Source organism: Shewanella chilikensis (assembly GCF_037953065.1).
Taxonomy (GTDB): Bacteria; Pseudomonadota; Gammaproteobacteria; order Enterobacterales; family Shewanellaceae; genus Shewanella; species Shewanella chilikensis.
Genome location: NZ_CP149966.1, coordinates 2474991 through 2501713, shown reverse-complemented (window position 1 = coordinate 2501713; position 26723 = coordinate 2474991). Strand labels below are relative to the sequence as shown.

General features: G+C 51.5%; 27 protein-coding genes and 2 pseudogenes. 14 read left to right on the top strand and 15 right to left on the bottom strand.

The window, feature by feature from the left end; translation table 11 throughout:
• Positions 1 to 22 precede the first annotated feature (22 nt).
• Both WKR14_RS11450 and WKR14_RS11445 read left to right on the top strand, forming a co-directional pair.
• Positions 23 to 1858: an AsmA family protein gene (locus WKR14_RS11450; RefSeq protein ID WP_224866536.1), complete on the top strand. Its 1836-nt coding sequence runs from the start codon at positions 23 to 25 to the stop codon at positions 1856 to 1858.
• Positions 1858 to 2397 carry a BsuPI-related putative proteinase inhibitor gene (locus tag WKR14_RS11445; RefSeq protein WP_335917048.1) on the top strand — a complete coding sequence of 180 codons (540 nt, stop codon included), beginning with the start codon at positions 1858 to 1860 and terminating at the stop codon, positions 2395 to 2397. Before WKR14_RS11450 ends, WKR14_RS11445 begins: the two co-directional genes overlap by 1 nt.
• Positions 2398 to 2646: 249 nt before the next feature.
• Here WKR14_RS11445 and minE read toward each other — a convergent pair whose 3' ends face one another.
• The 3 genes from minE to minC are packed head-to-tail and all read right to left on the bottom strand — an operon-like array spanning position 2647 to position 4412.
• A complete protein-coding gene (gene minE / locus WKR14_RS11440; RefSeq protein ID WP_039033258.1) occupies positions 2647 to 2907 on the bottom strand; it encodes a cell division topological specificity factor MinE in 261 nt (86 codons plus the stop codon).
• A 3-nt stretch (positions 2908 to 2910) separates the two neighbouring features.
• Positions 2911 to 3720: a septum site-determining protein MinD gene (gene minD, locus WKR14_RS11435; RefSeq protein WP_101057699.1), complete on the bottom strand. Its 810-nt coding sequence runs from the start codon at positions 3718 to 3720 to the stop codon at positions 2911 to 2913.
• A gap of 26 nt (positions 3721 to 3746) precedes the next feature.
• A complete protein-coding gene (gene minC / locus WKR14_RS11430; RefSeq protein WP_101057698.1) occupies positions 3747 to 4412 on the bottom strand; it encodes a septum site-determining protein MinC in 666 nt (221 codons plus the stop codon).
• A 122-nt stretch (positions 4413 to 4534) separates the two neighbouring features.
• On the opposite strand from minC, the gene WKR14_RS11425 reads away from it, so the two are divergent.
• The 8 genes and pseudogenes from WKR14_RS11425 (at position 4535) to WKR14_RS11390 (ending at position 10372) form a co-directional block, all read left to right on the top strand.
• The gene (locus WKR14_RS11425; RefSeq protein WP_101057709.1) at positions 4535 to 4822 is read left to right on the top strand and encodes a YcgL domain-containing protein; all 288 of its coding nucleotides are present in this window, start codon (positions 4535 to 4537) and stop codon (positions 4820 to 4822) included.
• A 15-nt stretch (positions 4823 to 4837) separates the two neighbouring features.
• The gene (locus WKR14_RS11420) at positions 4838 to 5815 is read left to right on the top strand and encodes a lytic murein transglycosylase (RefSeq protein ID WP_101057696.1); all 978 of its coding nucleotides are present in this window, start codon (positions 4838 to 4840) and stop codon (positions 5813 to 5815) included.
• A 47-nt stretch (positions 5816 to 5862) separates the two neighbouring features.
• Positions 5863 to 6303, top strand: a complete 441-nt coding sequence (locus WKR14_RS11415; protein ID WP_101057694.1) for a YcgN family cysteine cluster protein — start codon at positions 5863 to 5865, stop codon at positions 6301 to 6303.
• 226 nt (positions 6304 to 6529) lie between these two features.
• Positions 6530 to 6688: pseudogene (locus WKR14_RS11410) on the top strand (ISAs1 family transposase); the annotation flags it as partial.
• 485 nt (positions 6689 to 7173) lie between these two features.
• Positions 7174 to 8160, top strand: a complete 987-nt coding sequence (locus tag WKR14_RS11405) for a glycosyltransferase (RefSeq protein ID WP_339086180.1) — start codon at positions 7174 to 7176, stop codon at positions 8158 to 8160.
• A gap of 141 nt (positions 8161 to 8301) precedes the next feature.
• Positions 8302 to 8574 (top strand): annotated as a pseudogene (locus WKR14_RS11400) (hypothetical protein); the annotation flags it as partial.
• Between the two features lie 41 nt (positions 8575 to 8615).
• On the top strand, positions 8616 to 9011 hold the full coding sequence (locus WKR14_RS11395) for a hypothetical protein (RefSeq protein ID WP_157822709.1): 396 nt from the start codon (positions 8616 to 8618) through the stop codon (positions 9009 to 9011).
• Between the two features lie 197 nt (positions 9012 to 9208).
• Positions 9209 to 10372 carry a chemotaxis protein gene (locus WKR14_RS11390; RefSeq protein ID WP_339086176.1) on the top strand — a complete coding sequence of 388 codons (1164 nt, stop codon included), beginning with the start codon at positions 9209 to 9211 and terminating at the stop codon, positions 10370 to 10372.
• A 285-nt stretch (positions 10373 to 10657) separates the two neighbouring features.
• On the opposite strand, the gene WKR14_RS11385 is transcribed toward WKR14_RS11390, so the two are convergent.
• The 12 genes from WKR14_RS11385 to hyaA form a co-directional block, all read right to left on the bottom strand.
• Entirely contained in the window at positions 10658 to 10837 is a 180-nt protein-coding gene (locus tag WKR14_RS11385; RefSeq protein WP_165565012.1) for a hypothetical protein, read from the bottom strand.
• Positions 10838 to 11145: 308 nt separating this feature from the next.
• Positions 11146 to 11493 carry a hydrogenase maturation nickel metallochaperone HypA gene (hypA, locus tag WKR14_RS11380; RefSeq protein WP_335917054.1) on the bottom strand — a complete coding sequence of 116 codons (348 nt, stop codon included), beginning with the start codon at positions 11491 to 11493 and terminating at the stop codon, positions 11146 to 11148.
• Positions 11493 to 12497 carry a hydrogenase expression/formation protein HypE gene (hypE, locus tag WKR14_RS11375; protein WP_101056980.1) on the bottom strand — a complete coding sequence of 335 codons (1005 nt, stop codon included), beginning with the start codon at positions 12495 to 12497 and terminating at the stop codon, positions 11493 to 11495. The genes hypA and hypE overlap by 1 nt, the downstream gene beginning before the upstream one ends.
• The gene (gene hypD, locus WKR14_RS11370; RefSeq protein WP_025887312.1) at positions 12497 to 13621 is read right to left on the bottom strand and encodes a hydrogenase formation protein HypD; all 1125 of its coding nucleotides are present in this window, start codon (positions 13619 to 13621) and stop codon (positions 12497 to 12499) included. Before hypD ends, hypE begins: the two co-directional genes overlap by 1 nt.
• Positions 13608 to 13856, bottom strand: coding sequence for a HypC/HybG/HupF family hydrogenase formation chaperone (locus WKR14_RS11365; RefSeq protein ID WP_025010286.1), 249 nt, complete (start codon positions 13854 to 13856; stop codon positions 13608 to 13610). Before WKR14_RS11365 ends, hypD begins: the two co-directional genes overlap by 14 nt.
• On the bottom strand, positions 13856 to 14713 hold the full coding sequence (gene hypB, locus WKR14_RS11360) for a hydrogenase nickel incorporation protein HypB (RefSeq protein ID WP_248953130.1): 858 nt from the start codon (positions 14711 to 14713) through the stop codon (positions 13856 to 13858). Before hypB ends, WKR14_RS11365 begins: the two co-directional genes overlap by 1 nt.
• A 75-nt stretch (positions 14714 to 14788) precedes the next feature.
• Entirely contained in the window at positions 14789 to 17275 is a 2487-nt protein-coding gene (hypF, locus tag WKR14_RS11355; protein WP_335922139.1) for a carbamoyltransferase HypF, read from the bottom strand.
• On the bottom strand, positions 17275 to 19158 hold the full coding sequence (locus tag WKR14_RS11350; RefSeq protein ID WP_339086165.1) for a NiFe hydrogenase: 1884 nt from the start codon (positions 19156 to 19158) through the stop codon (positions 17275 to 17277). The genes hypF and WKR14_RS11350 overlap by 1 nt, the downstream gene beginning before the upstream one ends.
• The gene (locus WKR14_RS11345; protein WP_025887315.1) at positions 19145 to 19744 is read right to left on the bottom strand and encodes a HyaD/HybD family hydrogenase maturation endopeptidase; all 600 of its coding nucleotides are present in this window, start codon (positions 19742 to 19744) and stop codon (positions 19145 to 19147) included. Before WKR14_RS11345 ends, WKR14_RS11350 begins: the two co-directional genes overlap by 14 nt.
• A gap of 7 nt (positions 19745 to 19751) precedes the next feature.
• Positions 19752 to 20423: a Ni/Fe-hydrogenase, b-type cytochrome subunit gene (cybH, locus tag WKR14_RS11340; protein ID WP_044734539.1), complete on the bottom strand. Its 672-nt coding sequence runs from the start codon at positions 20421 to 20423 to the stop codon at positions 19752 to 19754.
• 12 nt (positions 20424 to 20435) lie between these two features.
• Complete coding sequence (gene hyaB / locus WKR14_RS11335; protein ID WP_224866555.1) at positions 20436 to 22139, bottom strand: nickel-dependent hydrogenase large subunit; 1704 nt, start codon at positions 22137 to 22139, stop codon at positions 20436 to 20438.
• A gap of 3 nt (positions 22140 to 22142) precedes the next feature.
• Positions 22143 to 23279: a nickel-dependent hydrogenase small subunit gene (hyaA, locus tag WKR14_RS11330; protein WP_101056968.1), complete on the bottom strand. Its 1137-nt coding sequence runs from the start codon at positions 23277 to 23279 to the stop codon at positions 22143 to 22145.
• A 322-nt stretch (positions 23280 to 23601) separates the two neighbouring features.
• Here hyaA and WKR14_RS11325 point away from each other — a divergent pair, with 322 nt between their 5' ends.
• The 4 genes from WKR14_RS11325 to WKR14_RS11310 are packed head-to-tail and all read left to right on the top strand — an operon-like array spanning position 23602 to position 26657.
• A complete protein-coding gene (locus tag WKR14_RS11325; protein WP_101056966.1) occupies positions 23602 to 24099 on the top strand; it encodes a TlpA family protein disulfide reductase in 498 nt (165 codons plus the stop codon).
• A gap of 3 nt (positions 24100 to 24102) precedes the next feature.
• Complete coding sequence (locus WKR14_RS11320) at positions 24103 to 24327, top strand: DUF4266 domain-containing protein (RefSeq protein ID WP_101056964.1); 225 nt, start codon at positions 24103 to 24105, stop codon at positions 24325 to 24327.
• The gene (locus WKR14_RS11315) at positions 24318 to 25667 is read left to right on the top strand and encodes a DUF3570 domain-containing protein (protein WP_226563998.1); all 1350 of its coding nucleotides are present in this window, start codon (positions 24318 to 24320) and stop codon (positions 25665 to 25667) included. The genes WKR14_RS11320 and WKR14_RS11315 overlap by 10 nt, the downstream gene beginning before the upstream one ends.
• A gap of 57 nt (positions 25668 to 25724) precedes the next feature.
• On the top strand, positions 25725 to 26657 hold the full coding sequence (locus tag WKR14_RS11310; protein ID WP_224866621.1) for an FAD:protein FMN transferase: 933 nt from the start codon (positions 25725 to 25727) through the stop codon (positions 26655 to 26657).
• Positions 26658 to 26723: the final 66 nt, after the last annotated feature.

Sequence of the window (26723 nt, the reverse complement as noted above, 5' to 3'; positions counted from 1 at the left end):
ATTGTTGAACAAGGAAACTATTATGAAAGTGGTTAAGTGGATACTGGGTATTTTCGCGGTATTGTTTCTCGGTCTGGTTGTGTATTTGACCTTGTTGTTTGATCCCAACGACTTTAAACCCCAAATAGTCGATGCGGTAAAAAAACAGACAGGGCGTGAATTGGTCATTAGTCAGGATCTCAACTGGACTTTTTTCCCGACACTGGGAATTGAATTGGGCGGTATCAGCCTGAGTAACCCGGATGGGTTTGATGAAAAACAGATGCTGGCGGTCAACCAGGTTGTCGCTGAAGTCGCTTTGATGCCGCTGTTTCGTAAAGAAGTGGAAATTGCCCAATTAAATCTCGATGGCTTGAAACTGGATCTCATTACCCAGAAAGACGGCCGCACCAGTCTGGATGGGCTCAGTGGTGACACAGGGACGGCCAAAGAGCAACCCAAGAATACCGAAGGCAGCGCTCAGGGATTGGCCAGTCTCAATATCGGTGGCATCAATATCACCAATACCCAGATTCATCTGCTCGACAAGCGCAGTGGCAGTGATCAAACCTTTGTGCTTGAGTCTCTGACCTTGGGCGAGTTTTCGCTGGGTAAATTTGCGCCTCTGGCTTATAAGTTCAGTGGCAATATGTCGGAGATGAAAATTGCCAGCGAGGGTAAAGGGCAATTGAAGATTTCAGCGGACATGAAGCAGTTGGAGATCACCGGCTTTGCCATTGAAAATCGCGTTGAAGGCAAGAGTATGCCCGGCGGAAGCCTGAGCGCCGCCCTGAATGCTGATGTAAAACTGGATCTTAATCGTCAAAACGCCGAGCTGGTATTGAGCAGTCTCAAGGTGGCCGATATTGAAGGCAAAGGGGATCTTAAAGTGGCTTTCGGCGGCAAGATACCGGATGTGAAAGCCAAGTTGGCTTTGGGGGAAATAGATCTCGACAAGTTACTGCCTGCCGGAGAAGAAGATAAAGCCGCCGCCAAAACTACTGAATCGGCAACGGCCGCCAAGGCCAGCAGTGAACCAGACTTGAGCGCGATGAAACAGGTCAATTTCGCCATGGATCTTGCTGTTAAGGCCATTAAGGTTGCCGGCTTGACCACTGAAAACTGGCAGATGGATCTGGCTCTGACCAATGGCGTGCTGGATATGAAGCAGCTCAGCGCTGATTTGTATCAGGGCAAACTGATGACCAAGGCGCAGCTTGACGGTCGCAACAAGGTCGCCAGCTACAATTTTGATACTCAGCTCAGCGGCGTCAAAATTCAACCTCTGCTCAAGGATGCGGCCGATTTGAAAATTCTTGCCGGAGCTACTGCGTTTAGTGTCAAAGGTAAAGGCAAGAGCTTGATCCCGGATAATATCAAGCAGAACCTGGATGCCAACGGTAAGTTTGAAATCAGTGATGGTGCGCTCTATGGGGTGAATATCCCATATATGATCCGCAGTGCTCAAGCCAAGCTTAAAGGTGATTTGTCGGCTCAGGACGAGGGTGAACGCAAGACAGACTTTTCCAGTCTGACCGGCAGTTTCAGTCTGAAAAATGGTGTGGCCAACAACCCGGATCTCGCTATGGCATCACCACTTATTCGCTTGGCGGGTGCAGGTAGTGCCAACCTTATCAGTGAACAGTTGGACTATAAGCTGAAAACCTCAGTGGTCGGTAGCCTCAAGGGACAGGGCGGCGAAGGCAAGAATGATCTGGCCGGTGTTGAAATCCCGTTGATGATTTCTGGTTCATTCCAGGAACCTAAATTTGCGCTCGATACTCAGGCATTGTTTGATTCCAAGCTCAAGGAAGAGACCGAGAAGGTGAAAGACAAGCTTAAAGAAAGCATCTTCAAGAAACTTGGAGGAGGTAATTGATGCGCGCCGTTTTGCCTTTGCTAGCGGTCTTGGCACTTGTTGGTTGCAGCGGCTCCAATGCCGCAACTACTCAGCCTGTGCCTCAAAAGAGCCCGACAGGGATAGAGGAACTCAGAATGCTGACACTGCACTTTGGTACCATCAAAAAAGCGCCGACACCGGCACTGTTTGAAGGTAAGCTGACATTTAGCGATGTGGTCGACAAGCAACCTTTGCAGGTGATGCTGGAGATCCATAATCCCAAAGAATACCCGATTGGGATTCGCTTCAATTCTGGGATGACGGCGGATCTTTGGTTGGTGGATGACAAGGAACAGCGAGTCTGGGCTTGGTCAGACGAAATGATGTTCACTCAAGCAATCAGAGATATCAGCGTTAAGCCGGGGCAGACACTGAAGGTGATGTTCAAGGTACCGGCCAAGACACTTGAGCGAATTGGCCCTGAGGGGTACAGCTTCCAGGCTCGTTTTGAAGGTAAACCTCTGGAATCCAGTGTGGCTGCTATGGCTATGTTGGAAGTGCCGGTTGCCAGGCGCTGATCCCCAGGGATAAATCAAATGCTGCTCTGGCAAAGCTGAAACTGAAATCCGATGATACAGACTCATCGGATTTTTTATGGGTGTTGTCGGCCGTTATCCAAAATTGCTTTTTACTGAAACCATCATTAAATAGCTTTTTGAGTGGGTTGCAATCAGTGTTTGGCAGAGCGAGTTGTATTGGCAATGACCAGATAAGAAAATGCCGTCTCTTTACAGAAACGGCATTATTTATAAGGGTGTGCCCTTTAATCAGGGGCGTTCCGGCAGAGTCACATTGAGTTCGAGTACCGACAAGTTGTCATCGTTCTGATCCAACTGCACAGATACCTGCTCTTCAGAGATGTGCACATACTTGCGGATCACTTCAATTATCTCCTGCTTCATCTGCGGAAAGTAATCCGGGGCCCCGCGCTCACCGCGTTGATGGGCAACGATGATCTGCAAACGTTCCTTGGCGGTTGCCGCGGTGCTGCTTTTCTTGCTGCTTCTGAAATAATCGAGTAATGACATAATTTAGCTACCAAATATTCGTTTAAGGAATCCTTTCTTTTCTTCCGCGACAAAGCGTAGCGGAAGCTCTTCACCCAGCAGACGAGCCACTGTATCCTCATAGGCCTGCCCTGCATCGCTGTCATGATCTATGATCACCGGCACGCCAGAGTTGGAAGCCTTGAGCACTGCCTGGGACTCAGGAATAACTCCAAGCAGTTCTATTGCCAGGATCTCCTGTACATCTTCCACACTAAGCATTTCGCCGGTTTTCACCCTGGCAGGGGAGTAACGGGTCAGCAGCAGATATTCCTTGATAGGCTCAAGCCCTTGTTCGGCACGGCGGCTACGGCTTTGCAGCATGCCTAGAATTCTGTCTGAATCCCTGACCGAGCTAACCTCAGGGTTGGTTGTTACTATGGCGATATCGGCAAAATAGAGTGCCATCATGGCGCCGGTTTCAATACCCGCAGGGGAGTCACAGATAATGTAATCAAAGTCTTTGCTCAAATCATCGAGTACCTTGCCGACACCTTCTCGGGTCAGGGCATCCTTGTCCCGGGTCTGGGATGCCGGTAAAACGAACAGTTTATCGCAGCGCTTATCTTTGATAAGTGTTTGATTTAGATTGGACTCACCGTTGATGACATTGACAAAGTCGTAAACAACCCGGCGTTCACAGCCCATGACCAAATCCAGATTTCTAAGGCCAATATCAAAATCGATAACGACAGTCTTATGTCCTTTGAGCGCCAAGCCGGTAGCGATAGCCGCGCTCGATGTGGTTTTGCCCACACCGCCTTTACCTGAGGTGACAACAATAATTTGTGCCATGTTCTATTTTATCCTTTCCATCTGCCTTATCCGGGCAGCGATTCAACGATTAATGACTCACCGCTGAGCCTGATACAACCACTCTTGGCGGTACAGTGTTGCTGCAGGTTTTCAGTCAACCAATACTGTCCCGCAATTGAAACCAGTTCAGCTTCCATGGACTGGGCCAGAATCACGGCATGTTTATCGCCGCTGGCTCCCGCCATGGCTTTACCACGCAGTGCCCCGTATACATGAATGCTACCATCAGCAATGACTTCAGCGCCATTCCCAACAGCGCCAAAAACGATTAAATCACCGTCTTTGGCGTATATTTGTTGCCCGGAACGCACGTTTTGTTTCACTATCTTGGTGACTCTCGGGGGAGGCGGTGGCAGTTCTGATTGCTTTCCCGCCTTGATACTGGCTAATCCCTGAGCTTTGGCGGCTTCATTGAGAGCCTTATCGGTTGCAGTTACCCCAACAATCACCAACTTTCTGTCGGTTAGTCCCTGGCGCAGTCCTTTGAGATCTATATCAGTGTCGCTAACTTGACTCAGGTTAAGCACCAATGGGGCATTGATAAAAAACTGCGGAGCCTGGGCGAGCTTGCCATCGAGCTCTTTGAAAAGGGCGCCCAGATCAGGGGTATTGATGTGAAGTACAGAGAGCGTAAAAGAAGAGCCTTTTAGCTCTAGACTAGGTTTTGGCATCCCGGCATCATTCTCCAGAAAATGAACAGTCAGATTGCGTGACAGCGTTATATTCCAAGGCGTCCATGTTATAGTGTGCCCCGATGAGTGGCAAGTTTGAACCCATGGAAATTGATACAATTATGATCTGTGCTGTCTATAAAAGCCTGAAAAAAGCCGACACCTATTTATTCGTTAACAAGAAAGGCCAGTTTGATGATGTACCTGCTCCCTTGATGCAGGTATTTGGGCCGCCACAACTGGTAATGCTATTGCCGCTGCAGAAAAGGCAACAACTGGGCATTGCTGATATTAACAAGGTAAAAGCAGACCTGGCAGAAAAGGGCTATTATTTGCAATTGCCGCCGCCTCAGGTGGATATGCTGAAGGAGCTGAGAGTTAGCAAGGGCTTGGATGATCACTCTGCTTAAGGAATAACGCGGTTTATGGATAGATTTTCCCTGGTGTTTATTTCACTGCTGGGTGTGGCGCTGCCCAATGTTTGCGTGGCGACTGAGGGCAGTTTCGAGCAGTATCTTGATATATTAAAACAGGACGCGGCAACGCAAGGGATAGATCAACTCACATTGGATAAGGCCTTCAGCCAAATAAAACTGTTTAAAAAGGCCTCCAATGATGATAAAGCCATTCCGAAGCCACCGCAGGATTTAGAACACTATATTCCCCGGATTATCAATGAAGAGATGGTGGTCAAGGGGCGAGTATTGGCTGAAGAGTATCGGCCGCTGTTGCTTGGGCTGGGCAAACAATACCGGGTGCAACCCAGGTTTATTTTGGCGCTTTGGGGACTCGAGTCGGATTTTGGCAATCAGCAAGGGAGTTATCCTGTGCTGTCTGTGACAGCGTCACTGGCCTATGAGGGGCAAGAGGCTTATCACAATGAGTTTATCTCGGCACTGAAAATCCTCGCGTCACAATCGCTTGAATCAAATGAGCTCAAGGGCTCCAGCACTGGCGCCATGGGACCTTTAGGGCTGATGCCAAGTGCCTATCTACAATATGGCAGCGACGGCGATGGCGACGGCAAGGTTGATATCTGGAATAGTTTCGCTGACGGTTTGGCATCTGTGGCTAACTACCTGCAGCAAGCAGGCTGGGATGACACCCAAACCTGGGGACGTCAGGTTAAAGCACCAGAGTCGATAGAGAATGACCAACTGGGTGTAGGTTATCAGGCGAGCTTCAGTCACTGGCAGCAATTGGGCGTTCGTCGTTACGATGGCAGTGATCTGCCAGGCAGAACTGATATGCAAGTGTCATTGATTATGCCCGATGGCAAACGTGGTCGACACTATCTCGTGTATCAGAATTATCGCGCATTGCGAAGCTGGCAGGATTCAGATTATTTTGCTTTGGCGGCGGCCTATCTTTCCGAACGGATCAAGTATCCACCCTCAAATTAGTGTAAAATAGCGTTCACGCAAGTTTTCAAGAACGAATCAACAAGTTTATGTCCTTTTGGTTAACCAAGACCCTGGCCGAAATGACTCCCGATGAATGGGAGTCTCTCTGTGATGGCTGCGGCAAATGTTGTCTCAATAAGCTCATCGATGATGAAACCGATGAACTCTACTATACTAACGCGGCTTGTAAGTTGTTGTCTGATAAAGATTGCAGCTGTATTCATTATGAAAAGCGCTTTGAATTTGTTCCCCAATGTACTGCGGTGACGGCGAATAATATCGGAGAGTTGGACTGGCTACCGGATAGTTGTGCTTACCGGCGTTTGTATAAGGGGCGACCATTACCCGCCTGGCATCCGCTCTTGACCGGTTCCAAGAATGCTATGCATGAAGTGGGGATGTCGGTGAAAGATAAGACATTGAGTGAAACTAAAGTCAGGGATCTTGAAGATCATATTGTACTTTGGCCACTGAAAGACTTGGATTAATATCATTTACAATAAAAAAGCCAAACAAATCATGTTTGGCCTAATGTGATGGTCTGCCCCCTCCTCAGCAATTATGCTGAGATTAGATTTGGACAGGAGGTAGATCATCATGTTTATTCAAGTACTCGGTATCGATTTAGGCAAGTCAAACTTATCCCTCCGCAGTATGTAAAGCCCTACGTCAAAGGTAACAAGAACGACTTCATTGATGCTGATGCTATTGCTGAAGCAGCGCAGCCACTACATCCGCCAGTACTGGCGGATTGAGAACAGCCAGCATTGCGTGTTGGATGTTCTCTTTAAAGAAGATAACTCACGTATCACACTTGAAGACGCGGTGGAAAACATCGCCCTGTTCCGTCGCTTTGTCATGAACCTCCGAAAGTGAGCGTCTCAGAGAATCTCATTTCCATAAAACTGTCGTTATTTATCAGAGACTGACTCCCAATAGCGTGCTTCTTGCTGCTCGGAAAGTGTTTAGGATGTTCTATATTCGCTTATTCGTCTTGGTATTTGTTGCTGTTTTGTGATGCAACTTGTCCGCTGGGTGGTTGCAGGCGTGAATAAGTGTTTTCAAATGTTTTGTGTTAATTAAATGTTTTGATTATGTTTTTGTTTTTTTTGGGTTTCCTTGTTGTTGTATGAGTTTTTGAGGTGCTTTTGAATTGATTTAAAATATTAATTCACTTTTGATGGTGGCTGTCTTAAATTGAGCAGGATTTGAAATCCTTCTACCTTTAGCTACCAGTTTTAGTCAGGCTAGAGTTGTAGCAGAGAGTTTAGTATTGTTGTTAATGAATCTCATTTGAATAGTTAAGTGTAATGAAGTATATTTTCGTGGTAAGGCATATATCTCCAGGTGGAGTTGAAATGGCAACATTGATATTAGTGAAAGAGTTGGTTGCCAGAGGTAATGAAGTTGAAGTTTGGAATTTAGGTGAGCAAAATAAAACGGATTTGGAATGTTGGTCATCATGGGTCAATGTTAAGAAAATTAGCAAGATTAAACTTTTGCTTTTTAAGCGCTCCGTTGTTAAGGGAGAAGTGATGGTTCTTGTGAATAATGCCGCAAGTCGTTACGCTCCGGTAAAAGGGGTTGTTTCTATTATTCATGGTGATCCCTTGTATAAGTTCAAATGCAATAAATCTTTAGTAAGTAAGTTCAAGGAACTTGTTAAAGTAAAGTTTTCTCTAGGTCGCAGGAAGGTTGTTTTTATTTCTAAAAAACTTGGTGATGAGATTAATGGGTTTATTAAATATCCAGTAAAACATATACCAAATCCTTTTGAACCTGCTGTAATTCAGGCCAAAGCTAATGAATCTTTGACTATGAGTTTACCAGAAAATTTCATTTTACATGTTGGTCGGATTGCACCAGAGAAACGTCAGGATTTACTGTTAAAAACTTATATTGATAACAAAGAATTACATCATTCAACGGACTTGGTTTTTGTCGGGGCTGAGCCTAAGCATGATGGTCCTATTACCCGTAAATTGCACAGAATACTCGATCAATGTGATATTAGTCATCGCGTACATTTTTTAGGTGAGCTTAAAAATCCATGGAATATCATGAAGAAAGCTAAGTGTCTTGTGTTGTGTTCAGAGTTTGAGTCTATGGGGTATGTTTTGCTTGAGGCCATGGCACTTAGAATTCCTATTGTAGCGACAGAAGCTGTAGGTCCACTTGAGGTATTAGGAGAAGACTTTGCGGGATTGGTTAAAGAAGGTGAGGATCTAGGCATTAGAATTGAAGACGCACTGAATCATCCTGAGAGATTTATTAAGGAGTTACCTTCTAAATATAATAAAGATGAGGTGGTTGAAAAGTTTGAATGCTTTATTAAATCACTATAAGTTTAAATATTTTTTGCTGACTTGAATTTTTATTTTGGCAGGAATGTGGCTACGTCTAAAAAATAAATATTTAAATGATTGGCTTGTATTCTCAGAATACCCCTTTATTGGGAATTAATGCGATTGATCGCCTAGTCAACCAATGGTATTGCATTTTCGTTAAAGAATTATTTTGAATGCATGGATTATGCCTGGCGGTGTATTCGCAATGATAAACGTGTCGCTATTAGTGAAAAGAGCGCCAAGCTGTAGGTGTGGTGAATATCCATCATGATAACTGGCCCAGGCTTACCGCTGAATTTGGAAAACTATTTCCTGGGCCGGTAGGGACGCTGCAAGAACTTACTACTGCGAACACTGGAGAAGCGACGATGGCATTTTGCAACCAGCTGTCAGTATTTTCAACCAGCCTGATTCCAATGCTATTTATCTCAACGTGAGTTCTTGATTTTCGTGTGATACTTACGCTCTCCATAGGGATAGATAAAAAATACTACAGGCTAAAGGGAAGCAATTTTATCGAAAACAAGGAGAGTGTGATGCAAGGATTTAAGGGATTTTTATTGTCTTCTTTGTTGGCATTGCTGGTGGGTTGCAGTTGGGCGGCCTTGGCGGGCATTGTTGGATTACTGCTGTTGCCTTCTATGTTTCAATCCAAGGGTTGGTTGGATCTGACCTATATGTTGGTGGGGACTATTTTGATGCTACAAGCATTGATCGCCGGATGTTGGGCCGGTTGGTTGAGGGGGAGCGGGGTATTGATTCGGCAAACGGTAACCCAAAATGCCTTTTGGAAGACCAACTTGTTTATTGCCATTGGTATATTGCTATTGTTTGCGTTATTGCATTAGTTTTCTGTATCCGCCAAGGTTAACCTTGGTCATCGAGTGGACCGTTAACACCCGCTTAAAATATCCTCAATCATATTGTTTTTTTAATTGTTTGCGGGCTGTGAGTCTACTCACGTTTTAGGTTATCTTCGGCGGCAATAGTCGGCAAAATGGTAAGATCCTCTTTTCCTTATTATTGTCTGTATTGGTGGAGTGCCATGCGTAGTTTATCCTCCTGGGGTTTGGTTCTTTGTCTGTCGTTGCTGGTTTCGGGTTGTTCATTGCTTGAGTTGAAATTGGAAAGCGGTATTGAGCCGCTGCCGCAGGAGCAGTTGAGCATGCGGGTATTTACCCGGGAATATGCCAGCAGCTTTTTTGCCGGAGTAGAGCAGAGCGCCGATCTGATACTACTACGCTCTGATGATCTGCAGAGCAAATCCAATGCCTTGATGTGGAAAATTAATGCCGAACAAACACTGGGACAAACCATTTTTCAGGTGTCGCCGGTAGCCGCCATGATAAACACTTGGGCATTTACTGCACAGATGGCACAGTTTTTTGACTCTGGTAATGGTAAGGCATTGTTTGGCGAGCAAACGCAACTGGCAGCCAACACCAGTCAGCAACTGTTGGCTGATTATGAGCGCCGCATGCAAGGGCTGATGAGTAAAGCCGATTTTACTGCCAATCAGCAGTTTATCCGCGAATATGCCATGGCTCACCCGCTGTTTGATGTTAGCTTTCCACGGGTCTCCGCGTTTAACGACTGGTTGAGCTTCCGTAAGATCGGTGAGTTTGATGCTGTGACTACCTTCGGCAGTGTGCCTGAGGTGATGAGCGATATGTCTGACCGTATGGCCATGCTGGCGAGTCAAACGCCAAAACTGCTTGGCTGGAAGGCAGAGCTGTTTGCCCTTCACTCCAACATCAACTCAAAAGAGGTACAGCAAACCCTAAAAGATATCAGCGAAACCTCGGCTAAATTTCAGAAGCTGATGAATGAAAGCCCGCAGTTAATGTCTGAGCTGGCAGTGGATCTGCGCCGCGAGCTGACGCCGCTGTTGGTACAGTTGGATGCCAGTGCCGAGCGCAATCTCGCGCAACTGTCGGTCGAACGTCTGGCATTGGAAAAAATGGTGGAACGTGAACGCATTGCGCTGGAGCAGATGGTGGATAGGGAGCGTCAGGCCGTGACCAAAGAAGCCGATGCGCTGGTGCAACGTACTGTGACTCAGGTGTTTGAAGAGCTCACCGGCGTGATTAAAAGCCTAATCCTCTATATCGTGCTGTTCTTGCTGGTAGTGTTCTTTGCGCCACTGGGCTTGGGTGTCTGGTTGGGCAAGCGTATTGGCTTGAAACAAGCCAGTATGACGAAGTCATAGTCAGGTAAATGGTGGCAAGTGTCTTATAGTGAGGCGCAGAAGGTAGTGTAAGTTGTATTAGTCGCAAGAGGGTGTTAACGCGCGGCTTAGGACTTTAAACAGATACTTGCCACCACTTTTAAGCCCAACCGTCCGAGGGTATTTGTAAGGCTGGTTACTTATTTTTACAGTTCAGCTTAACGTGTACCTGCAGTTTTTTTAGGGCCCGAGGACTTATTCGCACCTTTCTTAGCTCATGTGTAGATTTGATGAAGCCATGGGTATTTCGGTTATAGTCTGTTTTAATTAGATGACTTTTTTACCAAACTTATCCATTTTGCAATTGCATTTAGGACAAGTCCAACCACCCCACATCAGTTGACTTATATTTTGAGGGATACGAATTTTCGGCATTATTTCGCCGCATTCTGGACAGTTGATCTCATGTAAATTTATATCCATTTTAGACTGCTTGTTTTCAGTCATGGTGTTCTCCTTTTAAATTATTTTTGTGTTGATTTTTTGGGGATTGGCATGCCAGCCGCCCCTGTGGTGGCCGCATGTTATAACTGGTTGAACCGCCTTTAAAGTAACCAAGTCAACTTAACAAAACAAGAGGTGTTATCTGCCTGGATAATTTAGCAGTAGGCAGGCACAGGTTTTATTGGCGAGAAGGCTGTAGTAAGAAAGGATAGAGGAAAAGGCCAAAGGCATTATTGAAGCGATAGCCCTTGGCCCTAAGTTTTACAAGTGCAGTTCAACACAGATAGCTGCGCCGCTTTGCCTGTGCAGGATTAATCTGTGATTAACTCGAGTTGCATCAATAGCATATCTTCGCCGTCTATGACCCGGGTATCCTGGCTGTGGCAGTGGGGGCAGATGACGGTGCGCTCCTCTGGGGTGCTTTGCAGCGCGCACTGATTGCAGGAGAGCGTCAGCGGCGCTATGTCGATATCGAGCACGGCTTGGTGGCAGACACTGTGCTCACGAAAGGTGTTGAAGGCGGTGCGAACCAACTCAGGTTCGACGCCGCTCATGGCACCTATCTTGATGGCGACCCGGGCAATGCCCTTGGCGCCGTGCTCGGCGGCGAGTTGCTGGCACTGCTCCATCAGGGCACTGACGATAGAGTACTCGTGCATCAACAGATCCTCGGCAACAGCTCGCCCTGTGGCAGATCCAAATAACGGCGACTGCCCCAGGCCGATTCCAGTACCACTTTACCCGGATGTTGTTCGCCTACATCGCCTATGATGCAGGCCTGGTCGCAATGACCGAAGCGGCGCATGATTTCGACCGCGCCTTCGGCGAGTTCGCGGGGCAGGGCGACGACAAAGCTGCCTTCGTTGGCGAGATCCCAGGGCTCAAAACCGTAGAGTTCACAGACGCCGCGCACCTCATCACAGACGGGAATGGCGGTTTCTTTGAGGGTAATGCCCTTGTTTGAGGCCTTGGCCCACTCGTTGAGCACAGCCGACAAGCCGCCGCGGGTAGCATCACGCATGGCGTGGATCTCCAGATTGGCGGCGATCAGTTGCTCCACCACATTCCAGAGCACGGCGCAGTCGGAGCTGAGTTCAGACTCCAGCTCCAGCCCTTCACGGGCACTCAGGATGGCGGCGCCGTGACGGCCTATGTCCCGCGAAAGCAAGATGGCATCGCCGCTTTTGAGCGCATGAGCCGAAATGCCAGGCTTGAGAATGCGGCCCACCCCTGAGGTATTGATGAAAATGCCATCGGCGCAGCCTTTGGGCACTACCTTGGTATCGCCGCAGACGATGCGGGCTCCGCATTGAGACAGGGCATCGGCCATGCTGGCCACTATCTGTTTCAGGCGGCTGATTTCAAAGCCTTCCTCTATGATAAAACCGCAGCTTAAATATTGCGGCTCGGCGCCCATCATAGCTAAGTCGTTGACTGTGCCGGCAATGGCCAGCTTGCCGATGTCGCCGCCTTTGAAGAACAGCGGCGCCACGGTAAATGAGTCTGTAGTAAAGGCGCAATCGCCGCCAAGATGCAAACAGGCGGCGTCTTCTTCGCGTCTGAGAATGGGGTTGTCGAAGGCATCGAAAAACAGCTTGTTGATAAGCTCAGCCATTTCCCGGCCACCGCCGCCATGGCTCAGTTGTACTCGTTTATCGGACATCAGTTTACTCCGGCATATCTGTAATAGGCATTGCAGGCGCCTTCAGAGCTGACCATGCAACTGCCGAGCGGTGTTTGCGGGGTGCAGCCGCGGCCAAATACTTTGCAATCCTTGGGATTGGCCATGCCGCGCAGAATATCGCCGCATTGGCAGGCTTTGTGATCGTCTATCTGTTTCACCGGCAAGCGCTCGGCAAAGCGGCGTTCGGCATCCCTGTGACTGTATTCGGGTTTCAGCATCAGTGCCGAGTCGGCAATGGGGCCAAGGCCGCGCCAACGAAAACTGGGGCGTACCTTAAAGAACTGCTCTACCTTTTGCTGCGCCAATAGATTGCCCTGTTCGCTGACGGCGCGTTGATACTGGTTTTCCAGTTCACAGCGGCCGCTGACTTTCTGTTTGACCAGCGCGAGAATGGATTGCATGACATCCACCGGCTCGAAGCCCGAGACCACCACAGGGGTGTGATAACGTTCCACCGCCGGACGATAGATGCGGGCGCCGCTGATAACGCTGACGTGGGCCGGGCCGATAAAGGCGTTGACCTTGGTCTCGGGGTGGCTCATTACCGCATCTATTGCCGGTGGTACCAGCACATGGTTGATATGAAACAAGAGGTTACTAAGGCCCTTGGCTTCGGCTTGCTCCAGCAGTATCGCCGTCATCGGCGTGGAGGTTTCAAAGCCGATGGCAAAATAGACTATGGTCTTGTCCGGGTTTTCTGCGGCGATTTTCAGCGCATCGAGCGGGGCATAGACGGCGCGGATATCATGGCCTTCGGCGCGCACAGAGGCGAGTGAACCCTTGGAGCCGGGAACCCGGATCATATCGCCCAGGGTCACCAAGATCACATCATCGAGGCGGGCGAGGGCGGCGGCCTGATCTATCCGCTCCTTGGGCATGACACATACCGGGCAACCCGGGCCATGAATGAAATGGATATTTTCCGGCAGCAGCTGCAGCAGGCCATATTTCATTATGGTGTGGGTGTGGCCGCCGCAGACCTCCATGATATTGAGTGGCTCGGCCAGCTTGGGAGCCAGTGCGGTGATTTCCTCGGCCAGATTACGGATAGTGGCCGGGCAGCGAAAGCCGTCGTACAGTTGCCTGAGTTCAAGCTCTGCCATCTTCCGCCTCCAGTTTGGCCGCTATCTCACGGTACAGCGCCAGGCTCTCGGCGGCAGATTCGGCATCTATCTTGTTCATCACAAAGCCGATATGGATAAGCACATAGTCACCAATGGCAAGCGGTTCATCCAACAGATGACAGCTCACTGTGCGTTTAACCCCCAGAGTTTCCACGGTAACGCTCTGGCTTTCGGGGTGCAGTTCCACTACCTGGGATGGGATAGACAAACACATCAGCAAGCCTCCGAAGTGCGCTCGGCAAAGGCGGCGAGCTGCTTATCCAGCCACTGGGCGACCCGGGTCAAACTGGCGGGATCTTTGGTAGAGACTTCCAATACCTCGGCCTTGGGGTTGAGTTTACTCACCTGGGCGCGGGCCTCGGCGACATCAAAGTCAAAGTAGGGCAGCAGATCGCACTTGGTCAGCAGCACCAGATCGGCGCGGTGGAACATCACAGGATATTTTTCAATCTTGTCGTCGCCCTCGGGGATGGAAACCAGCACAATATTCTTGTGAGTGCCAACATCATAACTGGCCGGGCACACCAGGTTGCCGACGTTCTCGACAAAGCAGATATCCATGTTGTCGAGCGCTTGCTGGTGCAGGGCACCGTGCACCATAAAGGCATCCAGGTGGCAGGCGCTGCCGGTTTGGATCTGAATCGCTTCTATGCCCTTGGCCTTGAGGCGGTCGGCATCCCGCGAGGTTTCCAGATCGCCTTCAATGACGCAGTATTTTTTGTCTGTATAGGCACCGAGATGCTCCAGCAGGCTGGTTTTGCCACTGCCGGGGCTACTCATGATATTGAAGGCCATCACCCCGTGGGATTCGAAGTGTTCACGGTTGTGCTGGGCTTCGATATCGTTTTTGTCGAGGATCTTGTGGATCACCGACAGTGTCTTGCTGTCGTTCAGCTGTGGGTTGGTGTGTACTGTGCCATGGCTGTGAGAATGGCTGTGAGAGTGCTCATGGGAATGGCCATGAGAGTGACTGTGACCGTGATTGTGATCGTGTCCGTGAGAATGACCATGCTCGTGAGAATGATGCCCGCCGTTGCCCCTGGGCAGTGAACATCCGCAATCTTTACACATAATGAACTCCCTTTGGTTCCTTAATCTGAGCATGCGCCGCTTTGGCGGCAGATGCCTTGATATCAATCAGTAATTTCAACGTTCGGCCAGGCTCTGTGTGAGCCCGGGTTGATGTAATCCATACCAGAGCTGCCCGAGGGCGATACCGCCATCATTGACCGGCACCAGGCCGGGTTTCAAGCGGTGAAATTCAAGCCGGGCGAGTTCCCGGTGGCAGTATTCACTGAGAAGCCTACTTTGAAACACGCCGCCGCTCAGTACCAGCGGCAGCTCGTTTATTCCTTCTGCCTTGAGCCAGTTACGGGCTTTGAACGCTGCGGTGATAATCCCTTTGCCTATGGCCTGAATAAAGGCCAGCGCCAGCAGTTCACTGTCCGGCTCGGTGCACCAGGCTTGCAGCAGCGCCGAAAATAACGGCGCGCTTTGCCACTGCCCAAGCACCAGCTCGGCGCGAGTGTTAGTCGGCTCGAGCTCATGTTCAAGCTTCAGCTCTAAGCCAAGCTTCTCAACCCTTTGCTGTTTCCCGGCGGCAATGGCCCTGCGGGCAAGGGTTTCCAGGATAATCCCGGCTTGGCCTTCATATTGGCTGAGTCTCAAGTTCGCCAGCAGCGCGGCGGCGGCATCGAATAAACGGCCGATGGAATGGCTCTTGGGACCTATGCCACTGTTGGCGAGCTTGCCAAGGTTTGTCAGCTTGGCTGCAGGCTCGGCGGCAAAGACCGCCAATTGCTGCAACTCTTCAATGCCATGGTTTTGCAACAGCAGGCTATAGAGCAGGCGCCAAGGCTCGCGAATGGCCTGCTCGCCACCGAGCAGTGTCATCGGGCTCAGGGTTGCCAGGCGCTGAAAGCCCTGACAGTCTGCCAGCAGCAGTTCGCCGCCCCAGAGCTGGTTGTCATCTCCAAGCCCCGTGCCATCAAAGCTGAAGCCCAGCACCTTGCCGCTGTAATCATTGGCAGCCATCACCGCCAGCAGATGGGCGAAGTGGTGCTGCACCTCAAGCTGCCGAGCACTTTGACGCTCGGCCCAGCGGCTGGAGGCGTAGTCGGGGTGTTTATCGCGGATGATGGCCTCGGGCTCAAAGCGGTACAGGCGCTGGAAACTCTGCAAAGTGCGCTCGAAATAGCCCTCGGCCTCAACACTGAAAAGATCGCCTATATGGGGGCTGAGATAGAGCTGATTACCGATATTGAGCGCCAGGGTGTTTTTCTGTTGTGGGCCCACAGCCAGCAGTGACGGCAGCTTGTTGGAGCTGTTGTCTCCAGAGTCCTTACTCGCCAAGCTTTTGCTTGCTGTGTTCATGCTAACCAAGCTTTTACTTACTATGTTCATGCTCGCCAAGCTCTTGCTTGGCAGGCTCAGCGGTGCATAACCGCGGGCGAGACGCAGTACTTGCAGTTCATCATCCAGCATCTGCACCACAGAGTCGTCACAGCCGTTGATGATGGGGCGGTTATGATCCAATACTGCATCGACCACAGCCAGAGGTGGTTTGCCGAGTTGCTGTAGCACCTCGTCGCCGTCTGTGATAATCGGCTCGCCGGAGCGGTTGGCACTGGTGGCCACCAGCGGCCGCTGCAGGCCGTCGAGCAGCAGGGTATGCAGCGGCGTATAGGGCAGGAACAAACCCAGCCGATCGATATCCGGCGCTATGGCGCTGCTGAGTGCCGGAGCGTCAGCCTGGTGTTGCTTCTTGGCCATAAGCACAATCGGCCGCTCCTGACTACTGAGCAGTTGCCACTCGGCGCTCGAGCCTTCGGCATATTGTTTGGCGAACTCGATTGAGGGCATCATCAGTGCCAGCGGCTTGGCCGGGCGGCACTTGCGGCGCCTAAGTTCAGTGACTGCGTCATGATTACCGGCATCGCAGATCAGATGAAAGCCCCCTAGGCCCTTAATGGCGAGGATTTTGCCCTGTTCGATAAGAGCAATGGTTTGCGCCAGCGCTTGCTCTCTCTTGGCGAGGATTTCGCCGCCTGCGCCACGCAGTGTCAGCTCGGGGCCACATTTGGGGCAACTGACCGGCTGGGCGTGATAGCGCCTGTCCATCGGGTCTTCATAGGCTTGGCGGCAGGCATCACAAAGGGCAAAGCCCGCCATGGCGGTATTGTGTCTGTCGTAGGGCAGGTTGCGGATAATGGTGTATCTGGGGCCGCAGTGGGTGCAGTTGGTGAAGGGGTAACCGAAGTGGCGATTATTGGGATCGCGTATCTCGGCCAAGCAGGCATCGCAGCTGCTCTTGTCGCTGCCCACAGTGACTATGGCCGCCGCTTGCCCCGCACTGCTGTGCGCTATGGTGAAATCTTGCAAGTCCTGCACTTGGGCATGGCTGACGGTGAGCTCATCAATGCGGCACAGCGGCGGGCGCTCGATATCGAGCGCGGCTCGAAAGCCCGCCAGCGCCATCTCCGGACCTTGCACCAATATGCTGACGCCCTGGCCATCGTTGAGCACATGGCCCGTGAGCTGAAAGCGTTTTGCCAACTGGAAAATCCAGGGGCGAAAACCCACTCCCTGGACTATGCCTTTGATATTGAAGCTTTGGGCAACAAGCGCTGTCATCAGCGCCTCCTTTGCCTGAGCCAAAGTGCGCCGGCGGCGAGTAGGGCGCCATCGAGATCGAGCAGCTGACTGGCTGCCAGCGGGAAGTTTTTGCCGATGCGAATGGCGATTCTCTTGCTCAGAACCGGGTTGGCCATGGCGCTGCCGGCCAGAAAGACACAATCTATACCAACGCTGAGATCCAGATGCTCGACCCAGTTGGCCAGATAGTCGGCCAGTGAATCCTGGGCGGCGAAGCAGAGCTTGGCGGCATCTGTGTCACCGGCGAGGCGGAAACTCATGACAGTGCCCAGCGTTTTGCACCAGTTAAGGCCGCGCACCGCTTCGCCCTTGGCCAAGGGGTAATCGATTCGCGGTGCGTTGGCGCCCTTGTAACTCATGGCGGCGGCGATAAAGGCATCTTTAAGCTCAGTGGCCGACTGCCCCTGTTGCCCCAGCCCACTGATGATGGCGATAACGGCCCACAGCGCATCCAACCCTGGGAAGGCGGATGGCTGCTGACTGCCAAGATCCAGCAGGCGGTTATAACACTCGGGGAATTGGCTTTTGAATTTTTGCACCACAGTGCGCTGCGGGCTTTGTTCCAGTGCGTGTACTATCTCATAGCCGCTGGCGGGCAGTTGAGTCAGCTCAAAGAAGCACTCTTGTTTGCCGTCCTTATCCAGATAGCGTATCTGAGATGGATTTGAGCCGCTGAAATAGAGCAGTGCAGCTTTTTTTATACCGCAGAATTCGGCCAGCAGCGTGTTGAAGGCGCATTCGGCGCCGTGATCAGTGGCCACTTGCCAGATATTCGCGTCATTCTCCGTGGCGGCTCTCAATACAATTTGTGGCTCTTTTTTGTTGCCCAGGCTTTGAACGGTCGCCACTGATTTGCCGAACCTTGCCTCATCGTGCAGGGTTTCCGGCAAAGCATGGCCTGAGCTTGCCTTACTCAGCCGCGCCTGGTGAGTATAGAGCGGCAGATAGTGACCGGCTATCCAGCTTAGCTCTACACGGGAAGGCTGGGATAACTCGCTGGCAAACAGATAATCGCAGTCCTTGATACGCAAATACTCGCAGATGATCAACAGCAGTCTGCTATCGGCAAACGCCACTGAGTACAAGGGCTGTGTGAGCCTGGGGTGCTGCGAGCTGGGTCTTAACCGCAGCGCAGGTTTTTCCATCGAAGAAAGCGCCAGCACTTCGGCATCGGTCAACAGGAAGTGGGCGTTGAGGCTATTGGGATTGCAGCAGATAAGTGTTTGGCCGCTGGGAATGCCCTGAGGCATATCATCTTGTTTGAGACTCAGTTTTAGGCGCCGATTGCCGCTGTCGGTGAGCGTGAGCGATTTGCCCTCAAGCAGTTGCTCGGCCATGGCGCGGATATCGCTTGGTTGCAGGGCGCAGAGCTCCGGCTCGGCCAATACCGCCTCTTCGCCATGGCAGTGGGGGCAGGGCAAACGGATATTGGCAAAATCAGGGTGTTGGTTATCGCCCAAACGAGGCTGGCAGTGCTGACAAAACGCCAGGCTCGGCCGAGCGGCTACATTGGGAAGAAGGTCGGTTAAAGCCAGTGGTGTGGCGGCGCCGAGTCTTTCCTCGGCCAGTAAAATACGTGAGTCCAGTAAGCTGGTGCTCAAGAGAAAATCACCCGCAATCTCATCGGCGAGCTGCTCAAGCTCACTCTGGTTTCCCTCGGCTTCGAGAATATATCGCCAGAGGATCCTGGGCGCCTGATGATTGTGCTCAAGGGCGGCAGCAGCGCTTTGCTTGGCCGCAGATTTCAGCGGCAACAGGGCGATAGTGATATTCAGCTTATCGTAATTAAGATATTGGTTACATAAATGCCCATACCAAGGCTGCTGCGAGGCGCAGTCAAATTCGAATCTAACGAGTTTCATGGGATGTTTCCGGCAGTTTGTCTTCTTCATCGACCTTTGCTGCTACAGATAGCTTTGGGCGATAGGAGTGGGGAATAAGGGCTTCTATGTCTGTGTTACCGGTTTTTTGGCATTGCCAGCCAAGGTGCTGCAGATAGTTGATAAGCGTGGTTTCCATCAAGGGCACGGCGGCGGCAATTTGCGGTGTGAGCCCAAGGGTCATGGGTTCAATCACGGTTGGGGTGATGCCAAGCACCATGGTGTGGGGCCTGTCGCCAAGCATCTCCATCATGATCAGGGTTTGCAGCATTTCCACTTCATGGGCGCTGCCTTGCCAATCGATTTCAGGCGGAGCCTTATCGAAGTCGAAGAAATAGACTTCGCCGGGTTTGGCGCCTGCGGCATTGACTGTATCGACCAAAAGCAAAGCGTCGTACTTGGCGATGATGGGGGTAAGTCCCTGTGCCAGGGTGCCGCCGTCGAGGAGATCGAGCTGGTCGCTTGGGTGAGTAAATTGATAGTTTTCATTGAGGTAATTGACAAAATGTACGCCGATACCTTCATCGGCGTACAGGACATTGCCAATACCCAGCAGCAATATCTTCATCTGACCTCTAGTGCTTGTCCGGGTGATAGTCATAACCTGAGACAATAGAGTCCACTGAGTTATGTTTGAAGCGGATACCTGTCCAGACTGCCATATAAACGTGGATAACCACGAAGATGACAAAGGCCCAGGTCAGATAATGGTGCCAGATCCTGACCATGGCCAGGCCACCCATCTGCGCCGTGATCCAGCCGGAGATATCCCACAGCCAGCCGCCCATACCTTGATGGTAGACGTTGGCATAGAGTACCAGCCCGGTAATACAGATCACCGCAGCCATTACAGACACTGCCAGATACGTCATAAACTGCAGTGGGCCATAGACACCGGCCTTGTTCAGCTTACCCATCCACAGATAGGACTTGAGCTGAACTATCCAACTCTTCAAGCTCATCACATCCCTAAACGAGCGCCGCTCAATATCGCTCTTGCTGAAGAAGAACAGATAAGCGCGGGCCAGGGTAATGGCACAGAGGATAAAGCCGAAGATCAGGTGGGCAAAGCGGATCCAGCCTTGCACCAACACATCACTGGACTCGGGCGCTACCAGAAACGGCCAGGCGATATAAAAGCCTGTCATCACAAGTACCAAAATCGCCAGCGCTCTGAGCCAGTGAAATATCCGGATCGCGGCGCTGAATACTATCTCCTGTTTATAGGAAACACTCGATGTAGCCATGACGCTTCCTCCTTAGCGGGCATTGGGATCGATACGGAATTCGCCCAAGGATTGCCCCTTGTAATCCATCACGTGTACGGCACAGGCCATACAGGGATCGAAAGAGTGAATAATGCGGATCACTTCCAGTGGCTTGGCGGGATCTTCAAGCTTCAAGCCTATCAGTGATGCCTCATAAGGCCCCATCTGCCCCTTGGCGTCCACAGGCCCTGCGTTCCAGGTGGTGGGCACCACGGCCTGATAGTTCTCCACCAGTCCTCCCTTGATGCGGATCCAGTGACTGAGCATACCGCGCGGTGCTTCGAGCATGGCGTGGCCGACATATTCCTTGTTGCTGTCAAGTTCAGGCTTGATATAAGTGCTGTCATCACTCTGGATATTGGTCAGCAAGGCATCGAAGGTGCGTAACCCCTCTTTGGCCACTATCGAGGTTTGCAACATGCGTGCTGCGGTGCGGCCAAGGGTGGTGAACAGGGCTTCAATCGGTAAGCCGGTACGTTGCAGCAAACCATTGACGGCATCGACCACCACTTGATTGCCTCTGGCATAGTTCACTAGCATACAGGCAAGCGGGCCCACTTCCACAGGTTCACCCTGGTAGCGAGGCGATTTCACCCAACTGTATTTGTTGTCGCCATCCAGGGTTGGCAGTTTGCCGTAAACTGTGTCGCGCTCAACAAAGCCGGTGTAATCCGGAATTGTGGTGCCGTCGTAAGGGTGTTGCGGCTTATCGGCCTTATACCAGGCGTGGGTGACGTCTTCGGCAATCAGATCCGGGTTGATATCGCTGACACCGGCCAGGTCGCCCTTGAGGATAACCCCTTGCTCAAACAGATATTCACCATCAGCAGTGACAAAGTCGTTGGTGGCCATAAAGCTCTTGATGTTAACGCCGCCCAGTACCGAGGCTTCGCCGCCGAAGGCTTCGGCCGCCATTACGATATCGGCCTTGTAACCACGTTCAATAAAGTCGGCCACAATGGCATGTTTTTGTTTCCATTCCTGCAATCTAGCCGGGCTCAACATGTCACGCACCGAGGTCACACCGCCGACCACCAGAGACTGAGGGTGAGGCTGCTTGCCGCCGAAAATCGCCATCATCTCTGCCGCGACTCGTTGTACTTCCAATGCCTTAAGGTAGTGCGACAGGGCGATCAAGTTCTGCTCGGGGGTGAACTTATAGGTGCCGTTACCCCAATAGGCATTGGCGAAAGGTCCAAGTTTACCGGTTTCGACAAAGCCTTTGACTCTCTCTTGAACGGCTTTGAGCTCGCCTTCACCGGCGGCAATCGGCTTGTCAGTGTATTTGAGTGCTACCTGGGCAGCCTTGGCAGGATCGGCGCTGAGGGCTGAAACCACATCGACCCAGTCCAGACCATGCAGATGATAGAAATGTACTATATGGTCGTGCATGATCAGCGAAGTATGCATCAAGGAGCGCAGATAACGGGCGTTGAGCGGAATTTTCATCCCGAGGGCATTTTCCACCGCTTCGGTGCCGCAGCGATAGTGGGAATAGGTACACACACCGCAGATCCGCTGCACGATAAGGCCCACATCCATAGGCGTACGGCCTTTGAGGATCACCTCAATACCGCGCCATAGGGTGGAGGAGGACCAGGCTTTTTGCACCACGTTGTTTTCATCGACTTCGACTTCAACACGCAGGTGGCCTTCGATACGGGTAATGGGATCTATGACTACACGTTGGTTCATTGATTAATCCTCCTTCGAACCGGCAAACAGACTGGCAACCGCATGGGCGCCGATACCCACCACAGTGGCACCGAGAATGACAGCGCCTATGGTATCGGCGGTAGCATCCAGGCCATGCAGCAGTTGTCTGCCAAGAGGTTTTTCAAAGTCAGCCATATCATCCCAGAAGTTGGGCTCGGAGCAGCCCATGCAGCCATGACCGGCCAGCACAGGCCAACTGGTATGGTGATTGAAGCGCTCGGTTGGGCAATTATTGTAGGTGTAAGGGCCCTTACAGCCTACCTTGTAGAGGCAGTAGCCTTCTTTGGCGCCGGTATCGCCGAATTCCTCGACAAATTCACCGGCGTCGAAACGGCCGCGACGCTCACAATTGTCGTGCACCCTGGCACCATAGGCCCATTTGGGCCGGTTGAACATGTCCAGGGCAGGGAGCTTGCCGAACATGATGAAGTACATCAGGGTGCCGACAATATTCTTTTCACTCGGTGGGCAGCCGCCCAGGTTGATGACTGTCTTGTTGACCACTTCATGGACACCCTTGGCACCGGTTGGGTTGGGCGCGGCGGCCTGAACCCCACCGAAGGCGGCGCAAGTACCCACGGAAATTATCGCGGCAGCGCCTTCGGCGGCATGCTTGACAATTTCGAGCCCTGTATGGCCCTTACAACCAACTGTTAAGAAGGCGCCGTTATTGGCCGTTGGTACAGCCCCTTCAACCGCCAGCAGGTAGTTGCCTTTGTAGGCTTCCAGGGCGTGCTCCAGATTCTCTTCTGCTTGCCAGCCGGCGGCTGCCATCAGGGTCTCGTGGTATTCCAGTGAGATATGATCGAAGATCAACGAATCCAGATTCGGGGTATCGGCGCGCACCAGAGATTCGGAGCAACCTGTGCACTCGGCCAGGTGTAACCAGATCAGAGGTACCCGATCGGCCAGTTCAGCGGCTTCGGCCACCAGATTGGAGAAGGGCAAGGGCAGCGCCATCATGGCGGTAACCGAAGCACTCCACTTCATGAAATCACGGCGGGTCAGGCCGAGTTCCAGCATACGTTCCTGTAAAGATTTGTCATGACGGGCAGGCAGCTGGCGCAACTTCTCCAGCCGTTGCCGTCCTTGCTCGTAAAGGGCTGCATGTGTGTCCATGGTTGAACCTTTTATTTATAAGAATGTAATAGCTTTTAACTCACACAAATCACGCCTATGAGTGTAGGTCGCAACAGAATGATTAAAGTTGATATGCATCAAGATTTCTGCCGGGGTGTGATTTTTGGTAAGTTTACTTTTTAATTACATGATCGGGATCAAAATGGCACGGCAAGGGATTGGACAAATTGTCCAACTATCCCTTTTGGGGCATTTGAGATTTGTTATTTGCCAAACTTAAAATCCTTATCTATCCGTTTTATAGCTATTTTTTCAAAAATTGGAAATTGTGGGCTGCAAGTGAATCGAGAGGGTCCGACCTATGAGCGTCAAAAAATTGCTGCAACAGCCACTTGTGATACTTTTATTTGTTTTTTGTGGTGCAGGGCATGCTAAACCGCTACAGTCCCCATTGGCGCTGGCATTAAGCCGTGATGATGGTACTCAAGTCAGCCTCAATGACTACAAGGGTAAGGTGATTTATTTGGACTTCTGGGCCTCTTGGTGTGCGCCATGTCGCAAATCCTTCCCCTGGATGCAGCAGATGCATCACAAATACCGTGAGGCGGGTCTTGCCATAGTTGCGGTGAATCTGGACACTGACTCCCAATTGGGGAGAGAGTTTCTCCAGCAACTGGATGCCGACTTTGATGTGCTTTATGACCCTGAAGGACGACTGGCGCGCAGACTGGATTTACAGGGGATGCCCTCAAGTTTTCTATTTGATCGGGATGGAAAACTGCTTGGTAGCCATGTTGGTTTTTTCAGCGAGCGACAAAGCCAGTATGAGGCTGAACTCAAGCGTGCTTTAAAGGAGTAACAGATGCGTAGGATGCGTTTATTGGGCTTGTCGCTTATTGCCACTCTTGGATTGACAGGCTGTGCTCAACTCGGGGTTGAACCTTGGGAGCGGGATCAATTGGCGCGGGAGGATATGTCGCTGGGGCACGAAAGGTTGGACTTGGCGCTGGACGATCATATCTACTTCAGTAAAGAGGGAGCCAGTGGCGGCCGCGCATTCGCCGGAGGAGGCTGCGGATGCAATTGAAGCGGCAAAAGGGCGAAACCAATATTGCCGCAGCGCTGACATTGGCTGGCAGTTCCTTACTTGCCACTGGTGCGACTTATGCCGGAGACGATAACCTTAACTACCCGGATAATAGTGCCGAAAAGGCTACCGATTGGCAGTTGGAAGCTGCGTTGATGTTTTACGGCGAGCAGGACAGGGTGACAACTCTTGAAGGGGTTTTGCTGGCCAAAGGCGAATTTGATGACAGTAGCGGCCTGGATATCAAACTGGTGTTCGACAGCCTGAGCGGCGCATCGGCCACGGGCGCTGTGGTGCAGCAACAGAGCCAAACCCTGACCCGGCCTTCGGGCAACGGCGAATATCAGATAGCCGCCGGTGAGCAGGTGTTGGATGACAGCTTTGATGATAAGCGCCTGCAACTGAGTGCCGATTGGTACAAGCTCTTCGAAAATAGCTGGCAACTGACCGGCGGCGTTTATGGCTCGCGGGAATATGATTACACTTCGCTCGGCGTCAATGGCGCGCTGGAGCATAGCTTCAACAAGAACAACAGTACCGCGTCCCTGGCGTTGGCTTACGGCCTGGATACCATAGATCCGGTCGGCGGCCGACCTTTGCCGCTTGCAACCATGGCAAGAAGAGTGGACTACGACTCGGAAACCGCTTTTAGGCAAGCCTTTGAGGCCAGTAGAGAAGGCGGCTCTGATCATAAGCAAACCCTGGATCTGCTGCTGGGTTTTACCCAGGTACTCAACCGTCGCTGGCTGCTGCAGGGCAACTATGGTTTTTCCCTGGTTAAGGGGTACCAGACAGACCCCTACAAGGTGTTGAGTCTGGTGGACAATCTGGGTGTCACCCAGAGTTACCTTTATGAATCCAGGCCGGACTCACGGCAAAAGCAAAGCCTGTTTTTGCTGCTCAAGGGGGCGCTCGATAAGGGCGTGATCGATCTTTCCTGGCGCTACACTTTTGATGATTGGCAGCTGGATTCCCATACGCTGGAGAGCCATTTCAGGCACTATTTTTCTGATGGCTTCTATGGCCAATTGCATCTGCGCTATTACCGCCAGAGTGCGGCATCCTTTTATCGGCCCTTGTTACACTATAAGGAAGGTTCAATGCCCGGCTATTTAGCAGAATTTGCCAGCGCGGACCAGCGCCTTGGTGAGCTGCAAGCCTATACGGTCGGAGTTAAGCTCGGGCATAAGCTCGGCGAGGGTCGTGAGCTCAGCTATCGCCTGGAATATTATCAACAGCAGGGTGAAAACAACGGCACCTTACTGCCCGGTGAGCTTGGCAATATGCAGCTGTTTCCAAGACTCAGGGCGGTGATTGCCCAGCTCAGCTACCGTTTTTAGTTAATAGAAAGTAGAGGAAAGCCGCCTTTGACCAAGAGCCACACCTCAGCGCCAGAGATGAGCCTTAGCCGTACCGACTTTGGTTTCCGTGGCCGTTTTCGCGCCATGGCCAGCCCCTGCGAGCTGCTTATTGCAAGCTGTGATGAGCGTTTGGCGCTCAGTCTCACTCAAGCCGCTATCAAGGAATGCCAAAGGCTTGAGCAGAAATACAGCCGCTTTTTAACGGGCAACTGGCTATGGCAGCTCAATCATTCAGCGGGTGCGCCTGTTATGCTGGACAGTGAGGCCGCGGCGCTGTTGCAGTTTGCCAAACGCTGCTGGCAACTGAGTGAGGGCTTATTTGATATCACCGCCGGCCCCTTGCTCGCGCTCTGGTGTTTTGAAAAGGGAAAGGATTCAGAAACTTCGTTGCCGAGCTCGACTGATATCAAAAAAGCCTTGTCCCGGGTTGGCTTTCAACACCTCAAGTTCAGTTCCCATTTTGATGACAGGGCTGAAGATACAAGCCCCCAAGAAATAACAGAACCGCCCTGGATCATGCTGCCAGAGGCAATGCAGTTGGACTTCGGCGGCCTGGTAAAAGAATATGCCGCCGATAGGGTTGCCGAGCTGTGCATGATCCGGGCCGCTGCCACTGAGGTGCTGGTCAATCTCGGTGGTGATATCGCTGTCAGTGGGAAAAAATGCTGGCAGGTGGGGATTGAAGATCCCGCCAATCTTGACCGAGCCGCGGAGCTGATGTCGCTCGATGTGGGCGCATTGGCCACCAGTGGCGACAGTCGCCGCTTTATCGAACATCAGGGGCGCCGCTTTGGTCATATTCTGGATCCTCGCAGCGGTTATCCTGTACAGGACGCGCCCCATAGCGTGACGGTTAAGGCCGCGAGCTGCATCACAGCCGGCATGTTGGCGACCCTTGCCATGTTAAAAGGCGCGGCGGCAGAAGACTTTCTCAAGGTGCAGCAGCTCGAACATAGAATAATCAGATAAGTGCATCAACAAGCAGTGATTCCGAACCCGGACGCTGTTCTTTTTAAGAATGTCGCCATTTGGACT